The sequence below is a fragment of the Streptomyces sp. NPDC002669 genome (assembly GCF_042889165.1).
GTDB lineage: Bacteria > Actinomycetota > Actinomycetes > Streptomycetales > Streptomycetaceae > Streptomyces.
This window is the reverse complement of sequence record NZ_JBIAQQ010000005.1, coordinates 216,350-242,204: the sequence shown is the minus strand read 5'-3', so window position 1 is coordinate 242,204 and position 25,855 is coordinate 216,350. Positions and strand designations below refer to the sequence as shown.

The 25,855-nt window shown below is 71.3% G+C and carries 27 protein-coding genes and 1 tRNA gene; 20 read left to right on the top strand and 8 right to left on the bottom strand.

Annotated elements, in window-relative coordinates:
* Positions 1-37: 37 nt before the first annotated feature.
* The 12 genes from ACFYW1_RS10145 (at position 38) to ACFYW1_RS10090 (ending at position 6,188) form a co-directional block, all read left to right on the top strand.
* On the top strand, positions 38-790 hold the full coding sequence (locus ACFYW1_RS10145; protein ID WP_388989803.1) for a DUF2637 domain-containing protein: 753 nt from the start codon (positions 38-40) through the stop codon (positions 788-790).
* Positions 791-802: 12 nt separating this feature from the next.
* Positions 803-982 (top strand): hypothetical protein, encoded by a 180-nt coding sequence (locus ACFYW1_RS10140; protein WP_388989801.1) that lies wholly within the window; start codon positions 803-805, stop codon positions 980-982.
* Positions 983-987: 5 nt separating this feature from the next.
* Positions 988-1,176 (top strand): mobile element transfer protein, encoded by a 189-nt coding sequence (locus ACFYW1_RS10135; protein WP_388989799.1) that lies wholly within the window; start codon positions 988-990, stop codon positions 1,174-1,176.
* Positions 1,177-1,188: 12 nt separating this feature from the next.
* Positions 1,189-1,527, top strand: coding sequence for a SpdD protein (locus tag ACFYW1_RS10130; RefSeq protein WP_388989797.1), 339 nt, complete (start codon positions 1,189-1,191; stop codon positions 1,525-1,527).
* A 5-nt stretch (positions 1,528-1,532) separates the two neighbouring features.
* Complete coding sequence (locus ACFYW1_RS10125; RefSeq protein ID WP_388990176.1) at positions 1,533-2,084, top strand: GGDEF domain-containing protein; 552 nt, start codon at positions 1,533-1,535, stop codon at positions 2,082-2,084.
* 14 nt (positions 2,085-2,098) lie between these two features.
* Positions 2,099-2,335 (top strand): hypothetical protein, encoded by a 237-nt coding sequence (locus ACFYW1_RS10120; RefSeq protein WP_388989795.1) that lies wholly within the window; start codon positions 2,099-2,101, stop codon positions 2,333-2,335.
* A 93-nt stretch (positions 2,336-2,428) separates the two neighbouring features.
* Entirely contained in the window at positions 2,429-2,611 is a 183-nt protein-coding gene (locus ACFYW1_RS10115) for a hypothetical protein (protein ID WP_388989793.1), read from the top strand.
* Positions 2,608-2,787: a hypothetical protein gene (locus ACFYW1_RS10110; protein ID WP_388990201.1), complete on the top strand. Its 180-nt coding sequence runs from the start codon at positions 2,608-2,610 to the stop codon at positions 2,785-2,787. Before ACFYW1_RS10115 ends, ACFYW1_RS10110 begins: the two co-directional genes overlap by 4 nt.
* 62 nt (positions 2,788-2,849) lie before the next feature.
* The gene (locus tag ACFYW1_RS10105; RefSeq protein WP_388990174.1) at positions 2,850-3,449 is read left to right on the top strand and encodes an SAM-dependent methyltransferase; all 600 of its coding nucleotides are present in this window, start codon (positions 2,850-2,852) and stop codon (positions 3,447-3,449) included.
* The gene (repSA, locus tag ACFYW1_RS10100) at positions 3,446-4,849 is read left to right on the top strand and encodes a replication initiator protein RepSA (protein WP_388989791.1); all 1,404 of its coding nucleotides are present in this window, start codon (positions 3,446-3,448) and stop codon (positions 4,847-4,849) included. The genes ACFYW1_RS10105 and repSA overlap by 4 nt, the downstream gene beginning before the upstream one ends.
* 2 nt (positions 4,850-4,851) lie before the next feature.
* Positions 4,852-5,061, top strand: a complete 210-nt coding sequence (locus ACFYW1_RS10095; protein ID WP_376038435.1) for an excisionase family DNA-binding protein — start codon at positions 4,852-4,854, stop codon at positions 5,059-5,061.
* The gene (locus ACFYW1_RS10090; RefSeq protein ID WP_388989788.1) at positions 5,061-6,188 is read left to right on the top strand and encodes a tyrosine-type recombinase/integrase; all 1,128 of its coding nucleotides are present in this window, start codon (positions 5,061-5,063) and stop codon (positions 6,186-6,188) included. Before ACFYW1_RS10095 ends, ACFYW1_RS10090 begins: the two co-directional genes overlap by 1 nt.
* A 90-nt stretch (positions 6,189-6,278) precedes the next feature.
* Here ACFYW1_RS10090 and ACFYW1_RS10085 read toward each other — a convergent pair.
* A tRNA-Arg gene (locus ACFYW1_RS10085) sits at positions 6,279-6,351 on the bottom strand.
* 493 nt (positions 6,352-6,844) lie between these two features.
* On the opposite strand from ACFYW1_RS10085, the gene ACFYW1_RS10080 reads away from it, so the two are divergent.
* Positions 6,845-7,465, top strand: coding sequence for a TlpA family protein disulfide reductase (locus tag ACFYW1_RS10080; protein WP_388989786.1), 621 nt, complete (start codon positions 6,845-6,847; stop codon positions 7,463-7,465).
* A 44-nt stretch (positions 7,466-7,509) separates the two neighbouring features.
* Here ACFYW1_RS10080 and ACFYW1_RS10075 read toward each other — a convergent pair whose 3' ends face one another.
* Positions 7,510-8,787 carry a M6 family metalloprotease domain-containing protein gene (locus ACFYW1_RS10075; RefSeq protein WP_388989784.1) on the bottom strand — a complete coding sequence of 426 codons (1,278 nt, stop codon included), beginning with the start codon at positions 8,785-8,787 and terminating at the stop codon, positions 7,510-7,512.
* A gap of 244 nt (positions 8,788-9,031) precedes the next feature.
* Between ACFYW1_RS10075 and ACFYW1_RS10070 the strand changes: the two genes are divergently transcribed.
* Together ACFYW1_RS10070 and ACFYW1_RS10065 are read left to right on the top strand one after the other, a co-directional pair.
* Entirely contained in the window at positions 9,032-9,736 is a 705-nt protein-coding gene (locus ACFYW1_RS10070) for a TetR/AcrR family transcriptional regulator (protein ID WP_388989782.1), read from the top strand.
* A 224-nt stretch (positions 9,737-9,960) separates the two neighbouring features.
* The gene (locus ACFYW1_RS10065) at positions 9,961-11,496 is read left to right on the top strand and encodes an MFS transporter (RefSeq protein ID WP_388989780.1); all 1,536 of its coding nucleotides are present in this window, start codon (positions 9,961-9,963) and stop codon (positions 11,494-11,496) included.
* Between the two features lie 186 nt (positions 11,497-11,682).
* Here ACFYW1_RS10065 and ACFYW1_RS10060 read toward each other — a convergent pair whose 3' ends face one another.
* Entirely contained in the window at positions 11,683-12,195 is a 513-nt protein-coding gene (locus ACFYW1_RS10060) for a MarR family winged helix-turn-helix transcriptional regulator (protein ID WP_388989778.1), read from the bottom strand.
* Positions 12,196-12,330: 135 nt separating this feature from the next.
* Here ACFYW1_RS10060 and ACFYW1_RS10055 point away from each other — a divergent pair, with 135 nt between their 5' ends.
* Entirely contained in the window at positions 12,331-13,110 is a 780-nt protein-coding gene (locus tag ACFYW1_RS10055) for a dioxygenase (RefSeq protein WP_388989776.1), read from the top strand.
* Between the two features lie 51 nt (positions 13,111-13,161).
* Here ACFYW1_RS10055 and ACFYW1_RS10050 read toward each other — a convergent pair whose 3' ends face one another.
* Positions 13,162-14,238, bottom strand: coding sequence for a questin oxidase family protein (locus tag ACFYW1_RS10050; RefSeq protein WP_388989774.1), 1,077 nt, complete (start codon positions 14,236-14,238; stop codon positions 13,162-13,164).
* A 504-nt stretch (positions 14,239-14,742) separates the two neighbouring features.
* Between ACFYW1_RS10050 and ACFYW1_RS10045 the strand changes: the two genes are divergently transcribed.
* Positions 14,743-15,741 (top strand): RNA polymerase sigma factor RpoD/SigA, encoded by a 999-nt coding sequence (locus tag ACFYW1_RS10045; RefSeq protein WP_388989772.1) that lies wholly within the window; start codon positions 14,743-14,745, stop codon positions 15,739-15,741.
* A 169-nt stretch (positions 15,742-15,910) separates the two neighbouring features.
* On the opposite strand, the gene ACFYW1_RS10040 is transcribed toward ACFYW1_RS10045, so the two are convergent.
* Entirely contained in the window at positions 15,911-16,873 is a 963-nt protein-coding gene (locus ACFYW1_RS10040; RefSeq protein ID WP_388989770.1) for a helix-turn-helix transcriptional regulator, read from the bottom strand.
* Positions 16,874-17,114: 241 nt separating this feature from the next.
* On the opposite strand from ACFYW1_RS10040, the gene ACFYW1_RS10035 reads away from it, so the two are divergent.
* Complete coding sequence (locus ACFYW1_RS10035; RefSeq protein WP_388989768.1) at positions 17,115-18,713, top strand: MFS transporter; 1,599 nt, start codon at positions 17,115-17,117, stop codon at positions 18,711-18,713.
* Between the two features lie 227 nt (positions 18,714-18,940).
* Here the strand turns inward: ACFYW1_RS10035 and ACFYW1_RS10030 are convergent, their stop codons facing one another.
* The 3 genes from ACFYW1_RS10030 to ACFYW1_RS10020 all read right to left on the bottom strand — a co-directional run bounded on the left by ACFYW1_RS10030 (position 18,941) and on the right by ACFYW1_RS10020 (position 22,307).
* Positions 18,941-19,714, bottom strand: coding sequence for a DUF6227 family protein (locus tag ACFYW1_RS10030; protein ID WP_388989765.1), 774 nt, complete (start codon positions 19,712-19,714; stop codon positions 18,941-18,943).
* A 133-nt stretch (positions 19,715-19,847) separates the two neighbouring features.
* A complete protein-coding gene (locus tag ACFYW1_RS10025) occupies positions 19,848-20,972 on the bottom strand; it encodes a P1 family peptidase (RefSeq protein ID WP_388990172.1) in 1,125 nt (374 codons plus the stop codon).
* A 174-nt stretch (positions 20,973-21,146) separates the two neighbouring features.
* A complete protein-coding gene (locus tag ACFYW1_RS10020) occupies positions 21,147-22,307 on the bottom strand; it encodes a low temperature requirement protein A (protein WP_388989763.1) in 1,161 nt (386 codons plus the stop codon).
* A 125-nt stretch (positions 22,308-22,432) separates the two neighbouring features.
* Here ACFYW1_RS10020 and ACFYW1_RS10015 point away from each other — a divergent pair, with 125 nt between their 5' ends.
* Positions 22,433-23,530, top strand: a complete 1,098-nt coding sequence (locus tag ACFYW1_RS10015; RefSeq protein WP_388989761.1) for an MFS transporter — start codon at positions 22,433-22,435, stop codon at positions 23,528-23,530.
* Positions 23,527-25,851 (top strand): molybdopterin oxidoreductase family protein, encoded by a 2,325-nt coding sequence (locus ACFYW1_RS10010; RefSeq protein ID WP_388989759.1) that lies wholly within the window; start codon positions 23,527-23,529, stop codon positions 25,849-25,851. Before ACFYW1_RS10015 ends, ACFYW1_RS10010 begins: the two co-directional genes overlap by 4 nt.
* The last annotated feature ends 4 nt before the right edge of the window (positions 25,852-25,855 follow it).

Genomic DNA, 25,855 nt, shown 5'->3' with positions numbered 1-25,855 from the left:
ACCCCGCCCATGCCCGAAACCCGAAGGAATCATCACCATGGTCGCCAAGAGGGCCCCCACCATCCGCCTCGACGCCGTGCTCGTCCAGGCCGTCATCGCCGGTGCCCTGTCCTTCTCCCACCTGCACGATCTGGCCCTGGCGGCCGGGCAGGACGGCTGGAAGGCATGGGCCTACCCGATCAGCGTGGACCTCCTGCTGGTCGCCGCCTGGCGCCGCATGCGCACCCACGCCGGCAACCGCCCGGCCTGGGTCTGGTTCGTGATCGCCCTGGCCGCCTCCCTGGGCGCGAACATCGCCACCGCCGGACTCCTCGACCTCGACCACGTCCCGGCCTGGCTGCGCATCCTCGTTGCCGGATGGCCCGCCCTGGCCTTCCTCGGCGGCACCCTCCTGGCCCACGCCCCCGCCCCCGCCGAAGCACCGGCCGACCCCGAACCCGCCCCCGCCCCCGCCGAAGCACCGGCCGACCCCGAACCCGCCCGCGAACAGCCGCCGTTGACCGCCCCGGAACCGGAGCCGGTCCCGGAGATCACGGTGGAACGGGCACCCGAACCCGAGCCCGACCCCGAACCGGCCCCGCAGCTCCCGCCCGCACCCGAGCCCGCCCCGGCCCCGGCCCCCGCTCCGGCTCCGGTCATGGCGGTGCCTCCGGCCCTGCTGGATCACGCCCGGAAGATCGCGGACACCCACCACGCCACGACCGGCAACCCGATCGACTCGGCCGCCCTGCGCGCCCGCCTCGGGGTTCCCGGCCCGCTCGCCGACGCCATCACCGCCCAACTCGCCTGACAGGAGAACCACATGCGACCGTCCATCCGCGCCGCGCTCGAACGCTCCGCCGAACTCACCCGCAACAACCGCCTCGTTGACGGCATGAAGCTGGGCGAGGCCGCGATCAGCCAGGCCACCGCCGACGAACACCCCGAGATCGACCAGTGGCTCACCGACCACGCCGACGACTTCACCAGCCGGAACGACTGACCGTCATGCCGCGCCCGAACCGCTTCACCAACGTGATCCGCATAGGCCCGGTCCAGGTCGGCACCCACTACGACGGCCGGGGCCGCACCAAGCACACCGCCGCCTGCACCGCCCCCGGCTGCAACTTCTCCGCCGACTACCACAGCCGTGCCGCCGCCGAACTCGCCGCCCGCACCCACCGCTGCAACCCCTGAAAGGAGCACGACATGTTCAGCCCGAAGTACCCGGCCCCGGACACCGCACCGACCCCGGAAACGTCCCTCGTTCAGCCGCCCGCCGTCCTGGCCCACCCGGCCTGCGACTGCAACCACACCCCCGCTCCGATGCCCGCCCCGGCCCCGGCACCCTTGCCGGTCTCCCGGCCCGGCGTGCGGCTCACCCCCGGCGCGCTGGTCGCCGCAGTCGCCGGCGGGACCGCTGTGGTCCTCGTCGTCGGCGCGGTCCTGGTCTCGATGCTCCTCGCGGTCGCCGTCACCGCCGTATCCGTCGCCCTCTGCGCGATCGTCCTGCGCTCCCTGCTCAACAGCCAGAACAAGGGCCGGTGACCACCATGGAACTGACCGCCATAGCCGCCGCGTTACCCGCTCTCGGATGGGCCCTGCACGGCAGCCTGCTCGCCCGTCGGCTCTCCACCGCCCGCCGTGATCCGCTCACCGGACTCCACACCCGGGCAGGCTGGACCACCCACGCCGAACGCATCATCGCCCGCTCCCCGCACGCCATGGCCCTGCTCGTGGACCTGGACGACTTCAAGGCCATCAACGACACCCACGGCCACGCCGCCGGAGACGCGGTGATCGCCGCGACCGCCTCACGTCTCGCCGCCTGGTGCGGCCAGCACGGCACCGCGGCCCGGCTGGGAGGCGACGAGTTCGCCGCGATCGTCGCCGACCCCGCCGCCACCTCCGGGCCCCGCACGCTCACCAAAGCCTTGCACCACCCGGTGATCCACGACGACCGCCTCATACCGGTCTCCGCGTCGGTCGGCTTCTGCCACCTGACGGATCTGCCTGTACGCACCCTCACCGAGGCACTCGCCGCCGCCGATGCCGCCATGTACGCGGCCAAGGGCCACGGCCGCCGCAACAGCACACCCCGATGAAAGGACCCTCTGACATGGACTTCTTCACCGCAGACAAGACCTACATGTGGCGCCCCGACGGCTATAAGGCGCCCGAACAGTGGCGCTACTTCAAGTGCGCCGCCGTCACCGAAACTCCGGGAACGGCCGTCCGCATCGCCTTCGGCTTCATCACCACCGGAAGCCTCACCAACACCTGGACGCCCACCGGCCTCGGCGAGGACCACTGGGCCAACGGATGGATCGCCCTGCCCGACGACTCCCAGCAGTAACCAGCCCCCGGGGCGGCCTCGGTCGCCAAACTTCCGCCGCCCCGGGCGCCTCACCCATCCCAGATCCAACGGACCCGAAAGGGAGACACCATCATGCCCCAGAACACCGCGCCCCGGCCGATCTGCAGCCACTGCGACGGCTTTCCCACCGTCGCCGTCACCACCGGCCACACCACCCCCGCCGGTCACCGCGAGACGATCCCCGCCGACTGCCCCGTCTGCCAGGGCACCGGCCACACCGCCCCCGCCCGCACCTACACCCGCGTCGGGGCGTGAGCGCCGTGGCCCTCCTCGACTGGAGCGACAAGAAGCACTTCGACCCCACCGGCGACAAGCCCTGCGTCCTGTGCGACAAGCCCACCCCGCTGCGCTCCGACCGCGGCAAGCCCGTCCACAAGGTCTGCGCCGAAGAGTGGATCGACGCCCACACCCCGAAGGAGAACGGCCGGTGATCGCCGCCCCGCGCACCGGGCTGCGCGTTCTCGACCTGTTCTGCTGCCAGGGCGGCGCCGGCATGGGCTACCGCCTCGCCGGGTTCGACGTGACCGGCATCGACCTCGCCCCGCAGCCCCGCAACCCCCTGCCCTTCATCCAGGCAGATGCCATTGGCTTCGTCCGGGCCCACGGCCATGAGTTCGACTTCATCCACGCATCCCCGCCCTGCCAGCGCTACAGCCGCGCCCAGAAGATCCAGCACCGCGAACACCCCGACCTCATCGCCCCCACCCGCGCAGCCCTCGAAGCAACCGGCCGCCCCTGGGTGATCGAGAACGTCGAAGAAGCCGCCCGGGAACTCCGTAACCCGGTGACCCTGTGCGCCGCCGCGTTCGGGATGCGCACCTACCGCCACCGCCTCTTCGAGACCGGCGGCGGCTTCACCTTCACCCCGCCCCCGCACCCCGCCCACCAGGCCCCGCTCACCAAGATGGGCCGCCCCCGCGCGAATGGGCACTTCGCCCACTACGTCGGGAACTTCTCCGGTGTCGCCGAGGCCCGCACCGACATGGGCGTGCCCTGGATGAACCGCGACGGCATCCGCGAGTGCATCCCCCCGGCCTACACCCGGCACATCGCCACCGCGTTCCTCGCCTCCCGCCTGGAGGTGGCCGCGTGAGTGACGCCGCCACCGCGGCGGGCCTGGACCCGGCCACCCTCGCCGATGTGCTGAGGGTGGCCGGGGCCACCGGCTACGACCGCTGGGAAGAACAGATCCGCCGCACCGGAGGATGCGCCCAGCCCATCCACCTCACCGGCGCCACCAAGACCATCGACCGTGCCACCGGCACCCTTCTGCACCACTACACCACCGACACCGAACCCGGCGGACGCCTCCGCGTCGCCTGCGGCAACCGCCGCGCCTCCCGCTGCCCCGCCTGCGCCTGGACCTACGCCGGCGACACCTACCACCTCATCCGCGCCGGCCTCACCGGCGACCCCGCCAAAGGCACCCCCCACACCGTCCGCGACCACCCCCGCGTCTTCGCCACCCTCACCGCCCCGTCCTTCGGCCCCGTCCACAACCGCCCCGGCAACCGGCCCTGCCGCTGCGGCACCCACCACCCCGACAACGCCCCCGAACTCGGCACCCCCCTCGACCCGACCACCTACGACTACGCCGGCGCCGTGCTCTGGAACAACCACGCCTCCGACCTGTGGCGCTACTTCACGATCTACCTCCGCCGAGAGATCGCCCGCCGCGCCGGCCTCACCCAGAAGGACGCCCGCGAACAGTCCCGGCTCTCCTTCGGGAAGGTCGCCGAGTACCAGAAGCGCGGGGCCGTGCACTTCCACGCCGTGATCCGCTTCGACGGACCCGGCGGGCCGGACACCCCGCCCCCGGCCTGGGCCACCCACGCCCTCCTCGAAGACGCCATCCGCGCCGCCGCGGCCCGGGTCGAACTCGCCGTCCCCGCGAACGAGGAAGCCGGACTCCCCGGCTGGGTCCTGCGCTGGGGCACCCAGCTCGACGTCCAGCCCATCGGCGCCTTCGGCAACGGCGAAGACCTCACCGAACAGGCCGTCGCCTCCTACGTCGCCAAGTACGCCACCAAGGCCGCCGAGACCACCGGCACCGTCGACCACCGCATCGGCAACAAGGAAGCCCTGACCCTCCTCGACGTCCCCGAGCACCCGCGGCGGCTGATCGAAGCGTGCCTGGACCTCCACCACGCCTACCCCGACCGCAAACTCCGCGACTGGGCCCACATGCTCGGCTTCCGCGGCCACTTCTCCACCAAATCCCGCGCCTACTCCACCACCCTCGGCGCCCTCCGCCAGGTCCGCGCCGACTACCGCGCCGCCCAACAACGCGAAGCCCTCGGCCTGCCCGACCCCGACGACCACCCCGAGGCCACCACCCTCACCCTCGCCCACTGGACCTACGCCGGACACGGCCACACCCCCGGCGAATCCTGGCTCGCCGCCAACATCCACCGCGACATCCAGCACAACCGCGAAACCGCCCGCGAACACCGCACCGAACTCGAAGCACTCGACACCATGGGGGAGTGGTGAGCATGGAACGTCTGCTCAGCGTCGATCAGGTGGCCGAACTCCTCGGCACCACCGTCCGGTTTCCCCGGCGACTGATCGAGGAACGCCGGATCACCTTCGTCAAGGTCGGTCGCCACGTCCGCATCCCCGAGACCGCCGTGACGGCCTTCATCACAGCCAACACCGTGGAGCCGGTGACGATCCGGCGGGCTGGACTGCGGAGGGCTGCCTGATGGCCAACAAGAAAGGCAACCGCCGGCGCTTCGGGTCGGTCCGACAACTGCGATCCGGTCGCTGGCAGGCTCGATACCGCGACCCTGCGACGGGGCAGCTCCGCAGCGCCGAGCAGACCTACGCGACCAAGACGGACGCCGAAGTCGCGCTGACGCATATCGAGGCGGACATCTCGCGCGGCCAGTGGGAAGACCCAGACAAGGGAGCCGTGTCCTTCACCGAGTACGCCGATGCCTGGCTGCGGGACCGCAAGCTGGCCGACCGCAGCAGGGAGCGGAACGAAGCAGTGATCCGGCTGCACATCACTCCGACATTCGGTTCGGGATCTCTGGCCGACGTCACCACGTCCCGCGTCCGGGCCTGGCGTGGCCGGCTGCTGGCTGCCGGAGTGGGCGAGCCGACTGTCGTCAAGGCGTACCAGGTCCTCCGCGCCATCATGAACACGGCCCTCGATGACGAGCTGATCCGCCGTAACCCGTGCCGGATCAAGGGCGCCGACCGCTATGACGTGCCCGAGCGGCCGGTGTTGACCGTGGCGGAGGTGTACGCCGTTGCTGATGCGATCGCTCCCCGATACCGGCTGCTCGTCCTGCTCGCAGCCTTCACCACGCTGCGCTTCGGTGAGCTGGCCTCTCTGCGGCGCCGCGACATCGACACCACGGGGCGCGTGGTCCTGGTGCAGCGTGCCCAAGCAGAGATGCAGGATGGCAGGCTCTTCGACAAGGCCCCGAAGTCGGCGGCTGGTGTCCGCCCCGTCGCCTTCCCGGACGAGATCCTGGCCGATGTCATCGAGCACCTGGAGCTCTACGCGGGTGCCGGTCGTGACGGCCACGTCTTTCTCGGTCCCCAGGGCGGGCAGCTGCGACGCAGCAACTTCCGGGACGACTGGATCAAGGCGCGCAAGGGGGCGGGCATCGCCGCCGATGTCCATTTCCATGATCTGCGGCACACGGGGAACAACCTGGTCGCTGCCACGGCGAGCACGCGTGAGCTGATGACGCGCATGGGGCACAGCACTGCCCGCGCCGCGCTGATCTACCAGCACATGACGGCTGACCGGGACCGTGCCATCGCTGATCGACTGGGAGCCATGATCCGCCAGCGCCAGGGGGACGTGGACTCCTAGCGGACTTTGTGGCACGTGCGTGGCACGGCCGCGATCACGGCAAAGGGCCAGTTCGAGAGGATCAAGCCTCTGAACTGGCCCTTAGTGCTGTGCCCCCGGCAGGATTCGAACCTGCGACACCCGCTTTAGGAGAGCGGTGCTCTATCCCCTGAGCTACGAAGGCGGGGCTGTCGGGCGAGGTGCGGTGCCTCTGCGGTGGTGCAGGTGGCGGGACGTACCGATGACCGACCAGGGACAGCGTAGCGGATCCGTGCCGGGGAGGGGCTTTCATGGTGGGGCGGCCGGGCGGGGGGCGGGGTGGGGGGCTTCGGGTGGGGGGCCGGGTGGGGATGTTTCGGGGAGTGAGGCAACCCGGGGGCGGTGGGGCGCATGTTTACAAGGGAGGGGCTCGCGAGGGCAGTTGGGGGTGGGCGTACCGTTCTGAATGATCAGCAAACGCCGTTGTTCAGTACGAACGGGGGGAATTCGGCATGCCTTGCCGCGCGGGAGCGTCCGGGGCGCCGTCCATGCGGTCGCCGGTCCGTGGGCAACCGTGACCCTCGGCGAACGGCTGTGTGGCCGTGGGAGGCGGGCGGTGCCCCCGGTGATGTCCCCGGTTGCTGAACCGGTTGTTCCGCTGTCTCGAAGGATCCCTCAAGGAACCCCAAGGACCCCCCATGAAACACCCCTTCGTCCCCCTGCTGGCCGCCGTCGTCTGTGCCGCGGCCGTCATAGGCATGATCGTGAGCGGAGGTGACCCGGGAACGCCCCGGGGCTTCCACCGTCACAAGGACGGGACCCTCACGATCGATCCCCGGCACCGTCCGGACGCGCCGTCCTTCATGGGGACCGGGGTCGACGGCAGGCCGATGAGCCTCTCCGACCACGCGGGGAAGACGGTGGTGATCAACGCGTGGGCCTCCGGGTGCGGGCCCTGCCGCAAGCAGGTCTCGATGCTGGAGCGGTACCGGAAGAAGGCGGAGGGGCAGGGCGTCGTCGTCCTGGGGCTGAACCGGGACAGTTCCCCCAGCGTGGCCCGCGCCTTCGTCGAGGGGCACGACATGTCGTACCCCAGCCTCCTCGACCCCGCAGGGAAGCACCTCCTCACGTTGCCCAAGGGGCTGCTGAGCACGCAAGGGGTGCCTGTCACCCTCGTCATCGACCCACGTGGCCGGATCGCCTCGACGGCCTCCGAGGCCATCGGTGAGGAGCGTCTGGCGGATCTCGTCGCCGCCGCGGTGCGGGTGTCGTCGCCGTCGCCGTCCGTGTCCCCCTCCGTGTCTTCGTCCGCAGGCTGAATCCACCGGTTGAATCCGCCGGTCGAATTCGTCGGACGAAGAGGTCAGGGGCGGGTGATGCGGACCCGGTAGTTCCCGTCGCTGTCCTCGTCGATCACGGATATGCGTATCCCCTTGGCCCGGTCGGTGAAGGTCTCGCCGGGCCGGAAGGGGGCGTCGGACAGTTCGGTGTGCACATTGGGCAGGCGGGTGCAGCCGGTGCTGTCCTCGGTGCTGTCCGCGACGGACACCGGGCCCTGCCCGGTGTCCACGTCCGAGCTCACCTTGTAGATCAGCACGCCCGGCCGGCAGATCGCGTGGTCGTTGCCCGCCTGCGTCCGTACCTCCACCGCGTACCCGGACTCGTTGCCCAGCGGTACGAACGCCAGCTTCGTGCCGCCCCGGGGGGCCAGCGGGCGGAGCACGTGTTCGCTGGTGCCGGCTTTCGCGGCGCAGCTGACCTGGGAGTTGTCCAGCCAGCCGAGCTTCCACTTGTGCCAGCCCAGCAGATCGTTGTCGGCCCCCCAGTCCTCGGACATGATGTCCCAGTGCCCGACCGCGCCGCCGCCCTCCATCGTGTACAGGTCGGGCAGGCCGAAGACGTGGCCGTTCTCGTGCGGCAGGACGCGGTAGCCGGTCTTCTCGAACGATCCCGAGCCGTCGTCCTGGCGGCTGTAGATGAAGGACGTGTTGGCGAGCGGGACCCCGTCCGCGCGCGGGGCGTCGTCGTTGCCGGAGAAGGTCACGGACAGGACGGTGTCCAGGGCGGAGGGCCCGGCGTTCGGGGTGACCAGGACGTTGACCAGGTCGTACGAGGCGAAGTCCACCTTCGGATCGGCGGCGGCGGCGATGTCCTGGACGAGGTGGCGGTAACCCGGTTCGTACGGTGAGCCGCGATCCACTCCGTATTCCGAGAACGGCAGTGGCATCCGCAGCCAGGACTTCACGGGGGTTTCCGGGACGTAGGTGAGCCGTCCGTACGAGCTGGTCCGGAACCATTGGGTGGTCTGCGGGAAGAATTCGGCGTACCGGTCCATCGCCGGTCCGGTGCCCGGTGCGTCCGGGAAGTCGATCATCAGGTTGAGGGCGCGGACCTTGCCGGTGGAGCGGGCGTAGCCCTCCGGCGTCGGTATGCCCTCCGACATCTGCACGCCCATGGCCGCGGATATCCGGCACGGGGCTATGCCCGCCGAACGGGCGGTGGCCACCGGGCCGGCGGAGGCCCGGCCGGCTATCGGGAGGGTGTTGCTGGCGGTGGCCATTGCGGCTATGACCAGGGCCGTTGCCGAGCCGAGCGCGAGCGGGCGGCGATGCCTGCGTATCCGGTGGCGTGGTTTTTGCATAGAGGCGCCTCGGGGTCCGCGGCAGTCGGCCGACCCTGACTGCGCTCTGCGCATCAGCCTGTGTCGGGTGCTGCGGGGTCGCTCGTTGAGTGCGCCGTTCGGCTGGTTTCCCGATTCTTCGGGGTGACCCACATCACATTCCGGTGTGGAAATAACCGGGGAGTCCTTCCCCGTTTGCATCGGTGTCCCCGCGAAACGGGGAGGCGGTCCCCGGTTACGGCGAGGGGTCGTCCAGGGGGACAGAATGAGAACGAGAACGAAGGCCGGGAGAGTGAGGACAACCGTCGTGGACACCGTCGCCCGTACCGCCGCCGGAACGGCGCAGCCCCGGACGCCCCGTCCGCGGGCCGACGCGCTGCGCAACCGGGAGCGGATCGTGACGGCCGCGCGCGAGATGCTCGTGGAGTTCGGGCCGGACGTGCCGCTCGACGAGATCGCCAGGCGCGCCGGTGTCGGCAACGCCACGCTCTACCGGAACTTCCCCGACCGGGCCGCGCTGACGCACGAGGTCGTGCTCGCCGTCACCTCCCGGACCACCGACCGCGCGGAGGAGGCGGCGGCCGAGGAGGCCGACCCCTTCGCCGCGCTCAGCCGTTTCGTGCACGCCGCTGCCGACGAACGGATCGGGGCACTGTGCCCGATGCTGTCCGGCAGCTTCGACAAGGACCACCCCGAACTGCTCGCCGCGCGCCGCCGCCTCGAAGAGGCCGTCGAGGGGCTCGTGGCGCGCGCCATGTCCGCGGGGCGTCTGCGCACCGACATCGCCGTCGGTGACGTCATGGTCGCCCTCTCCCAGCTCACCCGGCCGCTGCCCGGCACCGGCTGCCTGAACATCGACCGGTTCACCCACCGCCATCTACAGCTGTTCCTGGACGGACTGGAGGCCCCGGCCCGGTCCGAACTGCCGGGAACGGCAGCGACCTTGGAGGATCTGCGGCGCCGGGCGTGACGTCCGCGCCGGGCCCCGACGGGGGTCCGGCGGCGCGTCCGCCACGCCATACCGACCACCTCTCTCCCGCTCCGCCTCCTTCTCCCTTCCTCCTTCTTCCCTTTTCTCGTCAACCGTCCGGCTGTGATCGGTAGTTGACCGCCCGGCCCGTTCGACGACCTCTTGTCCACGACTCACCGGTTCACGACTTCTCGCGCCCCGTGCGCCCTTAGGTGGATACACCCATGTCAAAAACAGCCGATCTCCGACTTCCCGACCCCAGCCGCTGGAAGGCGCTGGCGTTCATAGCCCTCGCTCAGTTGATGGTCGTGCTCGACGCCACGATCGTGAACATCGCGCTCCCGCACGCCCAGACGGACCTCGGCATCTCCGATGCCAACAAGCAGTGGGTCATCACGGCCTACGCCCTCGCCTTCGGCGGGCTGCTGCTGTTCGGCGGGCGGATCGCCGACCTCTGGGGCCGCAAGCGGACCTTCGTGGTCGGGCTGATCGGCTTCGCGCTGGCGTCCGCGCTCGGTGGCGCGGCGCAGAACCAGGCCATGCTCTTCGGCTCCCGCGCCCTCCAGGGCGTCTTCGGCGCGCTGCTCGCCCCGGCGGCCCTGTCGCTGCTCGCCGTGATGTTCACCGATGCCAAGGAGCGCGCCAAGGCGTTCGGCATCTACGGTGCGATCGCCGGTGGCGGTGGCGCCGTCGGTCTGATCCTCGGCGGCTTCCTGACCCAGGTGCTGGACTGGCGCTGGACGTTCTTCGTCAACATCCCGTTCGCCGCCGTGGCGGCCGCGGGCGCGTACTTCGTGATCCGGGAGCCGGCCGGCAGCCGCAACCGCTCGTCGCTCGACGTGCCGGGCGTCGTCCTGTCCGCGCTGGGTCTGGTCTCGCTGGTGTACGGGTTCACCCGCGCCGAGTCCGCCGGCTGGGCGGACGGGCTGACCATCGGCATGTTCGTCGCGTCCGGCGTGCTGCTGCTGGCGTTCGTCGCGACCGAGGCCCGGGTCAAGTCGCCGCTGCTGCCGCTGCGCGTCGTGCTCGACCGCAACCGCGGCGGCGTCTACCTCTCGCTGGGCCTCGCCATCATCGCGATGTTCGGGCTGTTCCTCTTCCTGACGTACTACCTCCAGGTCGTGAAGGGCTACTCGCCGATCAGGACGGGCTTCGCCTTCCTTCCGATGATCGCGGGCATGATCACGGGGTCCACGCAGATCGGCGCCCGGCTGATGACCCGGGTCCCGGCGCGCAAGCTCATGGGCCCCGGCTTCCTCGCCGCCGCCGTCGGCATGCTGCTGCTGACGCAGCTGGAGATCGACTCCTCCTACGTCGGCCTCATCCTGCCCGCGCAGCTCCTGCTGGGGCTGGGCATGGGCACGGCCTTCATGCCCGCGATGTCGCTCGCCACGCACGGCGTCGAGCCGAGGGACTCGGGCGTGGCCTCCGCGATGGTCAACACCTCGCAGCAGGTGGGCGGCGCGATCGGTACGGCGCTGCTGAACACCATCGCCGCGTCGGCCGCGACGGCGTACGCCGGATCCCACGCCGCGCTCGGCGCCACCGACCCGGAACTGCTGAAGCTCCAGTCGATGGTGCACGGCTTCACCGGCGCCATCTGGTGGGCCGTCGGCATCCTGCTGGTGGCCGCCACGATCGCGGTGACCTTCGTCAACGCCGGCCGTCCCACCGCGGCCCCGGCGTCCGGCGGCGGCGCCGGGTCGGGTGACGCCGAGGGCGTCGAGGACGAGTTCAGGATGCCGGTCGTCGCCCACTGACCGAGGGCGCCCACCGGCCGGGGGAGCGGTGGTGCGAAAGCGGCCGTGCCCCGGTTTCCGGTCCCGATCCTCGATCGGGCGGGAAGCCGGGGCACGGCTGTTCCGTTCCGACGGGCCGGGCGCTCGTCGTCGCGGGCAGAGGGATCGGACCGGCGGGTGGAAGGTTCCGACAGGCGGCCAGGGGGCTCAGCGCAGCCACGGCAGGTCCGCGTCCGGGCCCTCCGGCTGGAGCCCGGAGGCGACGACCTGCATGATCTCGCCCAGCGAGCGCACCTGCTCGGGGGTGAGCCGGTCGAACATCGCCTGACGCACGGCGCTGACATGGCCCGGGGCGGACCGGCGCAGCATCTCGTAGCCCTCGTCCGTGAGGACCGCGTTCTGGCCGCGCTTGTCCGACGGGCAGTCCTCGCGGCGCACCCAGCCGCTCTTCTCCAGCCGGGCGACGGCGTGCGAGAGCCGGGAGCGGGTGATCTTGGCGTTCCGGGCCAGCTCGGTCATCCGCAGGCGGTGGCGGGGGGCCTGGGAGAGCTGGACGAGCAGCCCGTAGTAGATGTGCGGCATGCCGGCGTCGCGTTGCAGCTGGCGGTCGAGGTGATCCTCCAGGAGCGTGGTGGCGTGGAGGTACGCACGCCAGACGCGCTGCTCTTCGTCGGAGAGCCAGCGGGGCTCGCCGGGGGATGCCGTGGTCATGTACTCCACTGTACGACCTTTTCTTGAAAGTTGAACTAGATAGAGCTAAGGTCTCGGAAGTAGGAAGCTTGAACTTTAAAGAATGCTTCCTCTCGAATGGACCACTAGAAGACTTACCTTGATCAGCAGCGGATGGGGAGTGCCATGACTGTCACCGCGGAACGCATGCCCGCCCTCTACCTCTCCCACGGGGCCCCGCCGCTGGCCGACGACCCGGTCTGGCCCGGTGAGCTGGCCGCATGGTCCGCCGGGCTGCCCCGCCCCAGGGCGATCCTGATGGTCTCCGCCCACTGGGAGGAGGCTCCGCTCGCTCTCGGCGCGACGGAGACCGTCCCGCTCGTCCACGACTTCTGGGGCTTCCCCGAGCACTACTACCGGGTGCGGTACGCCGCTCCCGGCGCCCCGGAACTCGCGGAGAACGTGCGCAAGCTGCTGCGCGGCGCCGGTACGCCGGTCCAGGACATCCCGGACCGGGGGCTCGACCACGGGGCGTACGTACCGCTGGTGGAGATGTTCCCCGAGGCCGACGTCCCGGTGCTCCAGATCTCCATGCCGACGCTGGACCCGCAGAAGCTGATGGACATCGGGCGCAGGCTCGCGCCGCTGCGCGACGAGGGCGTCCTGATCGTGGGCAGCGGGTTCTTCACCCACAACCTGGCCGCCCTGCGGCACGCGGACGGCGTCCCCGGCTGGTCGGTGGAGTTCGACGACTGGGGAAACCGGGCGCTCCGGGCGCAGGACGTCGACGCCCTGCTGGACTTCGAGCACAAGTCCCCGGCGGGTCGGCTGGCCCACCCGCGCACCGAGCACTTCGCGCCGCTCTTCGTGACGCTCGGCGCCGCGGAGGGCGAGCTGGACCGGGGCCGCAGCGTCATCGACGGGTTCTGGATGGGGCTCGCGAAGCGGTCGGTGCAGTTCGGCTGAGTGCCGCTCGCGCCGGGGCGGGGCGGCTGCCGGACCGGTGGCCGCGGCCGGTCACAGCGCCGGCGGGTTGAGTTCGATCGAGCGGAGCGCGGCGGCGAGGGCCGTCGCGTCCCCGACGTCCAGCGCGGTGTCGGTGAACTTGATGGTGTGGTCGTCGCCGTGCGCCGCCGCCCGCGCGAACAGCTCGTCGGCGGAGGCGTCCGCCGGCTCGTACGGGGCGGCCTCGGCGGGGCCGTACGCGGCGGTGACCGCGGCGCTCGCCGCCCACGCGGCCGCCAGGCTCGACGCCCACAGCGCGCGGGGGAGTGCGGGCAGGGCGCGCAGAACGGCATTGGGCGCGGTCGCGGCGTGCACCAGCATGATCGGCTCGCCGTGCCCGTGCGTGGCGAAGCGGTGGGTCGCGGCCCGCACCAGCTCCTCCAGGCGGGACCGCGCCCCGTCCGGGTCGTCGGCGGGCGGCTGCGGCCACACCGGGAAGGCGGTGAGCTGCGCCAGCCGGTCCCGCATGCCCCCGCTCTGCTCGGGCACCGGAGGTACGGCGTCCAGCGCGGCGGCGGCGTCCGGCGCGGGCGCCAGCGGCGTCAGGGCGGGCAGCGGCTGGTGGCGGGCGGCCCAGTAGCCGAGGCCGTGGGCGAGTTCGGCGACGCGGGGCGCGGTCGCCTCGCCGACGAGCAGGGTGCGCACGGAGTGGCCGACCCGGATCACGGGGTGCGTGGCGCCCGCCGCGATGCCGGGAAGCAGTCGCGGCCACCACTCGGCGAGGACGTCCCGCCAGGGGCGCTCGGCGGTCTCGCGCCCGAAGTACTCCGTCCAGTCCGCGATCCGGCGCGGGTCGCCCAGGGCCTCGCGCCAGTTCTCCCCGGTCACCCGGGACGAGGTGTCCGGCATGTCCTCCAGCTTGTGGCCGTAGTGGTCCAGCCAGCGGTGGACGGCCGGTGCCTGCCCGTGCCGGACCAGTGCCTCGACGGCCATGGGGGCGTGGTTGCTCAGCCAGCCGTTCCGCTCGGGGCCCGAGGCGTGCAGGCGCTCCAGCGCCTCGTCGAGCGTGCCGGTGGTGTCGTCGGCCGCAGTGGTCGTGCCGGTGGGGATGGGAGCGGGGGTCGCGTCCGTGCTCGTCGTGTCGTCCATGCGGGGGACGCTAGGCGCGGATCCTGCCCGGAGTAACGGACCGCGGACCCGTCGTGGCCGGTCAATGGGTCCTAGACCGGTGGTCCGAGGTGCGGGGCGGGGGCCGGCCGGGGTGCGGGTCGGGGTGCGGGACGGGGTCGACAAGCCGGACATCCCGAGCAACCCGAACGGGGCGTCGGCCGTCTTCGGGGTGGGAACGCAATCGCGGCGGCCGCCGTTCGGGTGTGAGAGGGGACAACGGATGTGAGTGCGGTCTCACGTACGTAATGGCCATGGATGTCCATGAGCGTCCGTGAGCGTCACTGAATCGTCCCCGATGCCCGGCCTGACCTGCGCTTCTGCCCGGCTTTTCGACCCTCGCGCGCCCTTGCGGCGGCACAGGGTACTGCATGATCACGAAAAAGAGTGCCCCGCGTGGGAATTCTGTCCGGATTCCAGTCGTTGTTTCCATCGGATGCAGGGCACCCGGAAGGGTGTCGCGACCTACTCAGCAAGGGAGCACGCATGGCAACCCGTGCCGTCGCCCGTCGTTCGTCCGCCACCGGTGGGACCAGCCGGGCAAGCAGTGTTCGCGCCGCGGGCGGAGAGATCGCCGATCGCGACCTGGTCGGCATGTACCTGGACGAGATCGCGCGTACGCCGCTGCTCGACGCCGCGAAGGAGGTCGAGCTGTCCCAGGCCGTCGAGGCGGGTGTCTACGCCCGCCAGATACTCGACGGCGCGGTGGACAGCGAAGCCGGCGGAGCCACGCGCGAGGAGCTGGAGGCGCTGGTCGTCGAGGGCGAGCGCGCCAAGGACGTGTTCATCCGCTCCAACCTCAGGCTCGTCGTTGCCGTCGCCCGCCGCTACCCGCGGGCCGGGCTCCCCCTGCTCGACCTGATCCAGGAGGGCAACGCCGGACTGGTGCGCGCGGTCGAGAAGTTCGACTACGCCAAGGGCTTCAAGTTCTCCACGTACGCGACGTGGTGGATCCGTCAGGCCATCACCCGTTCCATAGCCGACCAGTCCCGTACGATCCGGCTCCCCGTCCACCTGGTGGAGGAGCTCGGCCGGATACGCCGGGTGCAGCGCGAGTTCAACCGTGAGCACGGGCGCGAGCCGGAGCACACGGAGATAGCCGCCGAGCTGGACTCCACGCCGGAGCGCGTGGGCGATGTCCTGGACTGGGCCCGCGACCCGGTCAGCCTCAACATGTCCGTGGACGACGAGGGCGAGACGCAGTTCGGCGACCTGCTGGAGGACACCTCCGCGGTGTCGCCCGAGCAGTCGGTGCTGACGCTGCTGCGCAGCGAGGAGCTGGAGGACCTGATCGGCAAGCTCGACAACCGCACCGCGTCGATCATCCGCATGCGGTACGGCATCGAGGACGGCCGCGAGCGGACCCTCACCGAGGTGGGCAAGCAGCACGGCCTGACCCGGGAGCGGATCCGCCAGATCGAGAAGCACGCACTGCTCGAATTGAAGCGAATGGCTCACGACACGGGTTTTGACGCTGCGGCGTGAGCTCTGGTCCAGTAACCTCCGAAATGGGTCACTTCGCGTGACCCCCTGAAGCTGAGTCCCGGCGCCCACCCCCCCTGGCGCCGGGGCTCATTTCTTTGCGGCCGCCCCTTCGCGTCCCTCCGTGCCCGCCGCTTCGGGGCCTATGCCGCCCTCCTCGTGTCCAGGGGTGTCACCGGGCTGCCGCGCGGCTCAGGCGGGCGCCCAGGTCGTCCAGGTAGTCCACCAGCTGCGGCGGCTCGTGCACGGTGAACTCGCAGTCCACCAGCGCCAGTCGGACCGCCACCCACTCCAGCGAGTCCGCCAGCGCGGCCCGCAGCCGGCAGCTGTTCCCGCCGGTCGGCTCCAGCGGGCCGACCGAGGCCGGCAGCCGCGCGGACACGAACTCCGCCGGTGCCGCGAAGCTCACGTCGACCTCCATCTCCGGTCGGCTCCGGGCGATGGAACCGGCGAGGAACTCCGCCGCGTCCCCCGTCGGCAGCTCGCGCGGCGCGAACCGGGCCCCGGTCGCGAACGGTTCGCTCACCCGGTCGACCCGGAAGGTGCGCCAGTCCGAACGCCCCAGGTCGTACGCGACGAGGTACCAGCGCCACCCCGTGCTCACCAGCCGGTACGGCTCGGCCTCCCGCTTCGTCTCGGCGCCGTCGCCCGCCCGGTACGCGAACCGCAGCCGCTCCCGCCCGGTGATCGCCGACGCCATCACGGTCAGCGTCCGCGGGTCGATGGTGGAGCCGTCGCCGCGGGTCAGCGGCATCGTCGCGTTCTGCAGGGTGGAGACCCGGTGCCGCAGCCGGGACGGCAGCACCTGCTCCAGCTTGGCCAGGGCCCGTACGGACGCCTCGTCCACCCCCTCGATGGCGTGCCCGGCACCCGCCCGCAGCCCCACCGCGATGGCCACCGCCTCCTCGTCGTCGAGGAGCAGCGGCGGCATGGCGGTGCCCGCGACCAGCCGGTAGCCGCCGATCGAGCCGCGCGTGGCCTCGACCGGGTAGCCGAGGTCGCGGAGCCGGTCGATGTCGCGGCGGATGGTGCGCGGGCTGACTTCGAGCCGCTCGGCGAGTTCGCTGCCCGGCCACTCGCGGGGCGTCTGGAGGAGCGACAACAGGTTCAGCAGTCGTGCCGGGGTGTCGGTCATGGGCTCAGCCTTCTGCCGGTCTCGGCGGTTTTGAGGGGGCCATGGCAGCCTTGGTGGCCTCGGGGTCTCGGTGGCCTCAGTGATCTCGATGGTCCCGGTGACCTCAGGGGCTCGGCGGGCCCGGTGGTTCCGGTGGTTCCCGTGGTTGCCTGGTTCTCGCGGTCGGGGCGGTGCTGTGGTCTCCTCAGGATGCTCGCCCATTGGGTCACGACCTGTCCTAATGGCCCTCTAGTTTCTTCCCATGACTTCTTCCACATCTCTGCCGTCCGCGGCATCCGGGCCCGCGGGGCCCTCGGCACCGTCGGACCGGCGACGCTGGTTCGCGCTCGCCATCGTGATGACCGCGGCCTTCATGGACCTGGTCGACGTCACGATCGTCAACATCGCCATCCCGAGCATCCGGGAGGACACCGGCGCCTCGTTCAGCTCGATCCAGTGGATCACCGCCGGATACGCCCTGGCCTTCGCGGCCGGGCTGATCACCGGCGGCCGACTGGGCGACATATACGGCCGCAAGAAGGTCTTCCTCATGGGGATGGGCGGCTTCACCCTGGCCTCCGCGCTCTGCGGTTTCGCGGCGGGCCCGGAGATGCTGGTCGCCTCCCGCATCCTCCAGGGCGGCACCGCCGCGCTGATGGTCCCGCAGGTGCTGTCGATCGTGCACGCCACGTTCCCGGCGCACGAGCGGGGCAAGGTCTTCGGGCTCTTCGGCGCGATCGTCGGACTCGGAGCCGTCTCGGGACCGCTGCTGGGGGCGCTGCTCACCGAGTGGAACATCGCCGGCCTCGAATGGCGGCCGATCTTCCTGATCAACCTGCCGGTCGGCATCGCGGGCCTGGTCCTGGGCCGGAAGTTCATCACGGAGTCCAAGGCCCCGAAGGCGCTCCGGCTCGACCTGATCGGCGTCGCCCTGGTGACCCTGGGCATGCTGATGCTGATCTACCCGCTGACCCGCGGACGCGAGCTGGGCTGGCCGCTGTGGGGGTACGCGTCGATGACCGGCAGCCTGCTGGTGTTCCTGGCGCTCGTGGTGTTCGAGCGGGCGAAGGCGCGGAAGGACGGTTCGCCGCTGGTCGAGCTGTCGCTGTTCCGGGTCAAGAGCTTCGCCGCGGGCATCGCCGTGCAGCTGACCTTCGGCATCGGGCTCGGGATCTTCTTCCTGGTCTGGACGCTCTACATGCAGATGGGGCTCGGCTGGAGCGAGCTGCGGGCCGGTGTGACCGGTGTGCCGTTCTCGGTCGCCGTGTCGTTCGCCGCCGGGATCTCCGTGCAGAAGCTGGTGCCCCGCTTCGGCCGGAAGGTCCTCCAGGCGGGGGCGCTGCTGATGATCGCGGGCCTGCTGATCTACATCTGGGAGTCCGACCGGTACGGCATGGGCATCGAGTCCTGGCAGATGGCGCTGCCGCTGGTCGTCATGGGTGTCGGCATGGGGCTGATCGTGGCGCCGCTGACGGACGCGGTGCTGTCCGAGGTGCCGAAGGAGCACTCCGGTTCGGCGTCCGGGCTGATCAACACCGTGCAGCAGATGGGCAACGCGCTCGGGCTCGGGCTGGTCTCGGTCGTCTTCTTCGGTGCGATCGGGGACGGGCTGAAGCCGCAGCAGGTGGGACCGGCGTTCGGGGAGGCGTTCCGGGACTCGCTGTGGTGGGTGGCCGGGGTGCTCGCGGTGATCTTCCTCGTGATGTTCGCGCTGCCCGCACGGCCGCGGCAGCACGTGGAGGGCGGCGACGGCACGGGCGACGCGGCGGGAGTGACGGATGCGGCAGATGTGGCGCACGCGCCGGGGAGCGCGGCGGCGGACGGTCCGGGGCTCTCCAAGGAGCCCGCGCTGACGCCCTGAACCGTACGAGTCCCGGGCCTCGCCGGGAGAACGCGCAGGTGCCCGCACCGTCCTCCAGGCGCGGGCACCTGCGCGTTCACGTGGGAGCGGCCGAGGTGCACGAGCCGGGGCACACGAGCTGATGCGCGCGGGCCGGGGCGCACGAGCCGGGCCCGTGGCCGAGGTTCCTGCCCCGGGTCCCGCGGGCCGAAGCCCGTGACCCCGGGGCGGTGAGCCGGGCTCCGGGGTCAGCCGATGCGCGTGCGGTTCTCCATCGCCCCGCGTGCGGTGGCCTCGTCGCCGTACACCTCGCACATGTGGCGGCCGTCGGGCGTGGCCGTGTGCTCGACCTCCCACAGGCTCGTCTCGCTGCCGTCGAGCAGCAGGAAGGCGTGCTCGTACAGGGTGAAGCCGACGTTCCGTCCGTCGACCCGGCACTGCCGCCCGAAGACCTGGGTGATGTGGTGGGCGAAGGCGGCGCGCAGCAGCCGGGCGGTCTCGTCCCCCGGCATGTCGCTGTTCTCCGCGCGACGCAGTACGCGGCGGGCGTGGTCGGCGGAGTTGTCCGGGGCGTACGTGCGGGGCAGCGGGGCCGGAGGGGCCGTCATCAGGAACGTGAGCACCTCCAGGTCGGTCTGCGAGCCCTCGTCCCCGAACACCGGGGCCTCGCCGAAGCTGCCCGACAGCCGGGCGGCGGCGAGCCGGACGTCGGCCTCGTCGTCGTACAGCTCGTGGTGGCCCAGGTCGTACGGCATGGGCCCGGTGCGGAGTCCCGGCGCGCCCCGGGGACCGCTGTGCACCAGCTCCCACAGGGTGAGGGCGGTGCCGTCGGACAGCAGGTACGCATGCCGGTGAATCTCATGGTGCAGGACGGAACTGTGGTGCGAGGAGTGCAGGGAACTGCTGTGGGCGAGCGCGGTACCGAGTCTCTCGACCGTGCTGTCGGGCAGGTCGAAAGAGTTGAGTGCCCGTCGCATGAGTCGGTCGAGATGCTGCTCGGTTGTCTCGTACGGATCGCTCAAGGTGCTGTCTCCAGGCCGTTGCCGCGTGTTACTTGCTGCGTGCTTAACGTAGTCCCTGGGTCCGACATTGTGACCGGGTTCGTGAAAACGTATGGCGCACGCGGATGGTTCCTGCCGCTTCGTCCGAACTTCCCTACCCCGTAGGCGAGTCGGGAACCGGATGATCATGTTCCGTCCGCTCCGGACGTATGTGTGTGCGGTAGAGGTCGCCGTACGAGAGGTGGCTTTTCCCGCCGGGGCCGCCGTCGACGGTCCGGGCCGCGCGGACGCCCTTCACGATGGCGCGGGTGAGCGCGTCCGCGGCGGCCGCCAGCAGTTCGTTGAGCGCGATCGGGTTCCGCGGGTCCAGTTGCCGGGCGCCGGTGGCCAGGGCGAAGACCGTGTCCCCGTCGGTGAGCAGGTGTACGGGGCGGACGGCGCGCGCCAGCCCGTCGTGCGCGGTGCCCGCGAGTTTCTGGGCCTGGGCCCGGGTGAGGCCGGCGTCCGTGGCGACGACGGCGAGCGTGGTGTTGAGCGGAGGCGCCGCTTCCGTCTCCTGGGCGGCGGTGAGGCGCCGCTGCGCCGCGCGATGGACCTCCGGGGCCGGGTACGCCGGTGGTTCGGCCGCCCCGTACTCCCCGTACAGCACCCCGGTACGCGGATCGAGCACCGAACCCGCCGCGTTCACCACGGCCAGGGCGCCCACCGTGATGCCGGACGGCAGCCGCACGCTCGCCGTGCCCACGCCCCCCTTGAGCGGGCCGGCGAGCGCACCCGTCCCCGCGCCGACGTTCCCCTCGGCGACCGGAGTCCCCGGCTCCGTGCGCGCCGCGTCCTCCACCGCCGCGCGACCCGTGGAGGCGTCCGGGCGGGCCCGCCAGTCGCCGCCCCGTCCCAGGTCGAAGAGGCAGGCGGCCGGGACCACCGGCACCACCTGCGACGGGTCGGGGCCGACCCGCACCCCGCGCCCCCGCTCCTCCAGCCAGGCCATCACGCCGGACGCCGCGTCCAGGCCGTACGCGCTGCCGCCCGTCAGGACGATGGCATCGACGCGCTGCACCAGGTTGCGCGGATCGAGCGCGTCCGTCTCCCGGGTGCCGGGGCCGCCGCCGCGTACGTCCACGGCCGCGACCGCGCCGCCCTCGGGGGCGAGGACGACCGTGGTGCCGCTCAGCGCCCCCTCGCCCGCCAGCCGCGCGTGGCCGACGCGCAGCCCCGCGACGTCGGTCAGCGCGTCGAGGGGGCCGGTGGCGTCGGCCGGCACGCCGGCGGAGCTCATCAGCCCCGGGCCGGGGGACGACTCCGGATCCGAGCCCGAGCCCGAGCCCGGGGTCGGGGCCGGGGCCCGGGGCGGGCTCGGCGGTTCTTCCGTCATGGCGTACTCCTCACACTCTCCACGCTTGTCGTGTGCTCCGTGCCCCGTCCACCCGTGCTTCTCACGCTCCTGCCGGGCTCACCCGGCCATGTCGGGCCGCCGGGACAGCAGTACGCCCGCGCTCACGGTCGCCGCCGCCACCAGACCGGCTGCGAAGACCGCCCAGGAACCGGCGAACGTACAGGCCAGGATGGCCAGCGCGGCCACGGGGAGGGCCAGTTGCTCCGCGAGGTCGCGCTTGAAGTGGCGTGCGTGCAGTGCCCACACCGTCAGCATGAAGAGTGCGGAGGGCACGGTCACCGCGGCGGCGGCCACCTCGGTCGAGACGTGGGCCTTGCCCACGGCTTCCTCCACCGCGACCTCGATGCCCGCACCGATGGCGGCCGCGGAGCCGAGGATCAGGTAGTGCCCGTATCCCCAGACGAACGCTTCCCTGCTGCCGCGCAGATAGTCATGGATCGGCACGGCGAAGTAGATCCACCAGGCGGAGAAGACGATCAGCAGCCCGCCCGCGGCGATCGGCAGCAGCTCGCCGAGCGTGTCGTGCTCGTCCAGGGCCTCCTGGACCGCGACCGTGGCCGCCGCGATCGTCTCGCCCAGCACGATGATCGTGAACAGGCCGTACCGCTCACCGATGTGGTGCGGGTGCCAGCTGGTCCGACGGTCCCGCTCGGCGATCGCCGGAACGGCCATCTCCGCGAGCACGAGCACGACGAAGACGGCGGCACGGCCCCCGAGCGGGGCGTCGTCGGGCAGTGCCAGCATGGCGATCCAGCCCAGCTGCACCACCATGATCCCGACGGCGTACCGCAACGCGACGCGCCGTTCGGAGCCCTGGGTGCAGTGCGCGGCGCGCAGCCACTGGCTGGTCAGGGCGAGCCGCATCACCACGTAGCCGATGACGACGACCGTCCAGTCGCCCGCGTCGAAGGCGCGCGGCACGCCTGCGGCGAGGACGAGCACGCCGGTGATCTGGACCAGCGTGACGACGCGGTACAGCGGGTCGTCGGTGTCGTAGGCCGAGGCGAACCAGCTGAAGTTGACCCAGGCCCACCAGATGGCGAAGAAGACGGCCGCGTAGCCGCCGATCCCGATGAGGGCATGGCCCTCGGCGACGGCGTGGACCAGGCGCCCACCCGCCTGGGCCACGGCGACGACGAAGCACAGGTCGAAGAAGAGTTCCAGCGGGGTCGACGTGCGATGTTTCTCGGTGCGGCTGCGAGCCGTCATTACAGGCATGGAAGGCAGCACATCAGACGGGGACCGGCCGTGCCGAACGGGGAGGGCCCCGGACGGACGAGCAGCGTCACCCCACCGATCCGCAAAACAGGACCGACCATCACATACAACCCTACGGTGACGGGGTGACCGAGCCACCAGAAGCCTCCGCCGCAGCCGAGCGGCCCGCCCCCGGCGTCCGCGCCGGCCCCGCCGGAGCCCGGTCCGTCACGGCGCGCGCGACCGCGGCCGGGGTCGCCGTGTCCGCCCTGCTGATCCTCGCGATCGTGTTCGGGAGCCGGCTGCTGGAGAACTTCGACTCCGCGCTCCTCCCGTACGCCGTCGCCACCGTCTTCCTCGCCTTCGGCGTCGCCTACCGCTACACGGTCTGGGTCTCCGCCCCCGGCGCCCGGCGCCTGTTCAAGCAGGGGTGGCGGAGCTTCTTCTCCGCGGCCAACTTCCGCAGGGCGCCCACCGCCCTGCCCCGGATGATCGCCACCTATCTGGGCTTCCAGAAGTTCCTCGGGGCCCGATCCCACGCCCGCTGGGCCGCCCACCAGCTGATCTTCTGGGGCTGCGTCCTCGCGGCCCTGATCACCTTCCCGCTGACCTGGGGCTGGTTCACCTTCACCTCCGGCACCGGTTCGGGCCCCGGCTACGAGATGCGCATCTGGGGCTTCAGGATCATCGGATTCGACTCCCTGAACATCCTGGGCTGGCTGATGTTCCACGGCCTGGACATCGCCGCCGTGCTCGTCATCCCCGGCGCCTCGTACTTCCTGTGGCGGCGGATGAGGGACCGGGGCGCCATCACCGGCCAGCGCTTCGCCTACGACCTGGTCCCGCTGATCGCCCTCATCGTCATCTCCGTGACCGGTCTGCTGCTCACCTTCTCGTCGATCTTCCTGCACGGCGGCGGATACGAGTTCCTGGCGATCCTCCACATGGTGTCGGTGGTCTTCACCCTCATCTACATTCCGTTCGGGAAGTTCTTCCACATCGTCCAGCGCCCGGCCGCGGTCGGCATGCAGCTGTTCAAGTACACCGCCCGGCAGGACCAGGAGGTCTTCGGCTGCCGCCGGTGCGGGGAGCCCATCGACACCGGCCCGTACGTCGAGAACCTCCGAGGCACCATGCGCGACCTCGACCTCGGCTTCGACGAATGGGCCGAATACTGCCCGCGCTGCAAGCGGGTGCTGCGCGGCAGCGCCTATCTGACCCAGGTGAAGAAGGGCTACCAGTGACCGCGGACCCACGCGCGACCGGTTCCCGTACGGCCGTTCCTCTCGACCCCGCCCTCGCCCCGCCCGGCACCCGGGCCTTCCGGGACGCGGGAGGCATCCCGGCCGACCGATGGCGCGCCGACCAGGACGGCGAGACCCTCGTCCCCACCCACTGCTGCTTCTGCGGGGTCCAATGCGGGATGTATCTGCGCGTCGACCACGGCGGCAAGGTCTTCGGGGTCGAACCCCGCAACCACGACATCAACCGGATGCGGCTGTGCCCCAAGGGCATCAACGCCTACCAGCAGGTCAACCACCCCGACCGGCTCACCGCCCCGCTGATGCGCCGCTCCCGCGACGAGGACTTCCGCGAGGTCTCCTGGGACGAGGCGCTCGACTTCACGGTCTCCGAGATCAGGCGCATTCAGCAGAGCCACGGCAACGACGCCTTCGGGCTCCTGGGCGGCGCCAGCCTCTTCTCCGAGAAGACCTATCTGGTCGGCAAGTTCGCCCGGGTCGCCCTCAAGTCCCGGCACGTCGACTACAACGGCCGGCTCTGCATGGTCAGCGCGGCGGGCGCCAACAAACTCGCCTTCGGCATCGACCGGGCCGGCAACCCCTTCTCCGACATCCTGCTCACCGACTGCCTGCTGATCGCGGGCTCCAACGTCGGCGAGTGCTTCCCCGTGATGACCCAGTACGTGTGGGGAGCCCGGGACCGCGGCGCGAGCCTGATCGTCGTCGACCCGAGGGAGACCGCGATCGCCCGCACGGCCGACATCCACGTCGCCCTCAGGCCCGGCACCGACTCGGCCTTCTTCAACTCCGTGCTCCACGTGGTCGTCGAGGAGGGGCTGACCGACGAGGCGTATCTCGCCGCCCACGCCACCGGCTGGGAGGAGGTGAAGGCCAAGGTCGCCGAGTACCCGCCCGCCAGGGCCGCCGAGATCTGCGGCGTGCCCGCCGAGCAGATCGTCCAGGTCGCCCGCGCCTTCGCCCGCGCCCCGAAGGCCATGGCCTGGCACGCCCGGGGGATCGAGCACCACTCGCAGGGCGTCGAGAACTGCCTCGGCGTGATCAACCTCTGCACCGCCACCGGCCACATCGGCAGGCCCGGCGCCGGCTACGGCACCATCACCGGTCAGGGCAACGGGCAGGGCGGCCGCGAACACGGCCAGAAGGCCGACCTCCTCCCCGGGGGCCGCTCGATCATGAACGAGGAGCACCGCAGGCAGATCTGCGAGATCTGGGGCATCGAGGAGTCCGAACTCCCGCCCGCCGGCACCTCGATGATGGAGATGGTCTGGCAGATGCAGCGCGGCGAGATCCGCGGCCTGATCGGCATCTGCAACAACCCCTTCGTCTCGCTGCCCAACTACGCGGTGGTCAAGGAGGGGTACGACGCCACCGAGTTCCATGCCCAATTCGACTTCTTCCTCTCCGAGACCGCCGCCAACGCGCATGTCGTCCTTCCCGTCACCACCTGGGCCGAGGACGAAGGGGTGATGGCCAACGCCGAGGCCCGGGTGGTCAAGCACAACAAGGCCCAGGACCCGCCTCCCGGCGTGCGGACCGACACCTGGGTGATGTGCGAACTCGCCAGACGCCTCGGCGTGGGCGACAAGTTCGCCTTCCCCGACTCCCGCGCGGTCTTCGACGAGCTGCGGGTCGCCTCCGCCGGCACCGTCAACGACTACTACGGCATCACCTACGAACGGCTGGAGGAGACCGGCGGGATCGCCTGGCCCTGCCCCTCCACCGACCACCCCGGCACACCCCGGCTCTTCGAGGACGGCCGGACCTACCACCCCGACGGCAAGATCCATCTGCAGGTCGTCGAGTGGCACTCGCCGATGGACCCGTACGACGACGAGCACCCCATGTCGCTCACCACCGGGCGGACCGTCGCCCACTTCCTCTCCGGCAACCAGACCCGCCGTCTGGGCGCCCTCGTCGAACAGACCCCGCGCCCCTGGGCGGAGATCCACCCCTCCCACGGATTCCGCAACGGCGAACCGGTCCGCGTCGTCACCCGGCGCGGCAGCGAGGTCTTCCCCGCCCTGGTCACCGAGGCGATCCGCCCCGACACCGTCTTCGTCCCGTACCACTGGCCCGTCCCCACCGCGGCCAACGCCCTCACCATCGACGCCCTCGACCCCCGCTCCAAGATTCCCGAGTACAAGGTGTGCGCCTGCCGCATCGAGCACGCCGAGAAGATCGACGAGGTCCCCGCGCCCCCCGTCGCGCCCGGCCACGTCGCCTACCCGGAGACCCAGGTCTCCCGCACCGACCCGCTGCCGCCCACCTCCCCCCAGGGCCGCGGCACCTCGGAGAGGGGCTGATCGC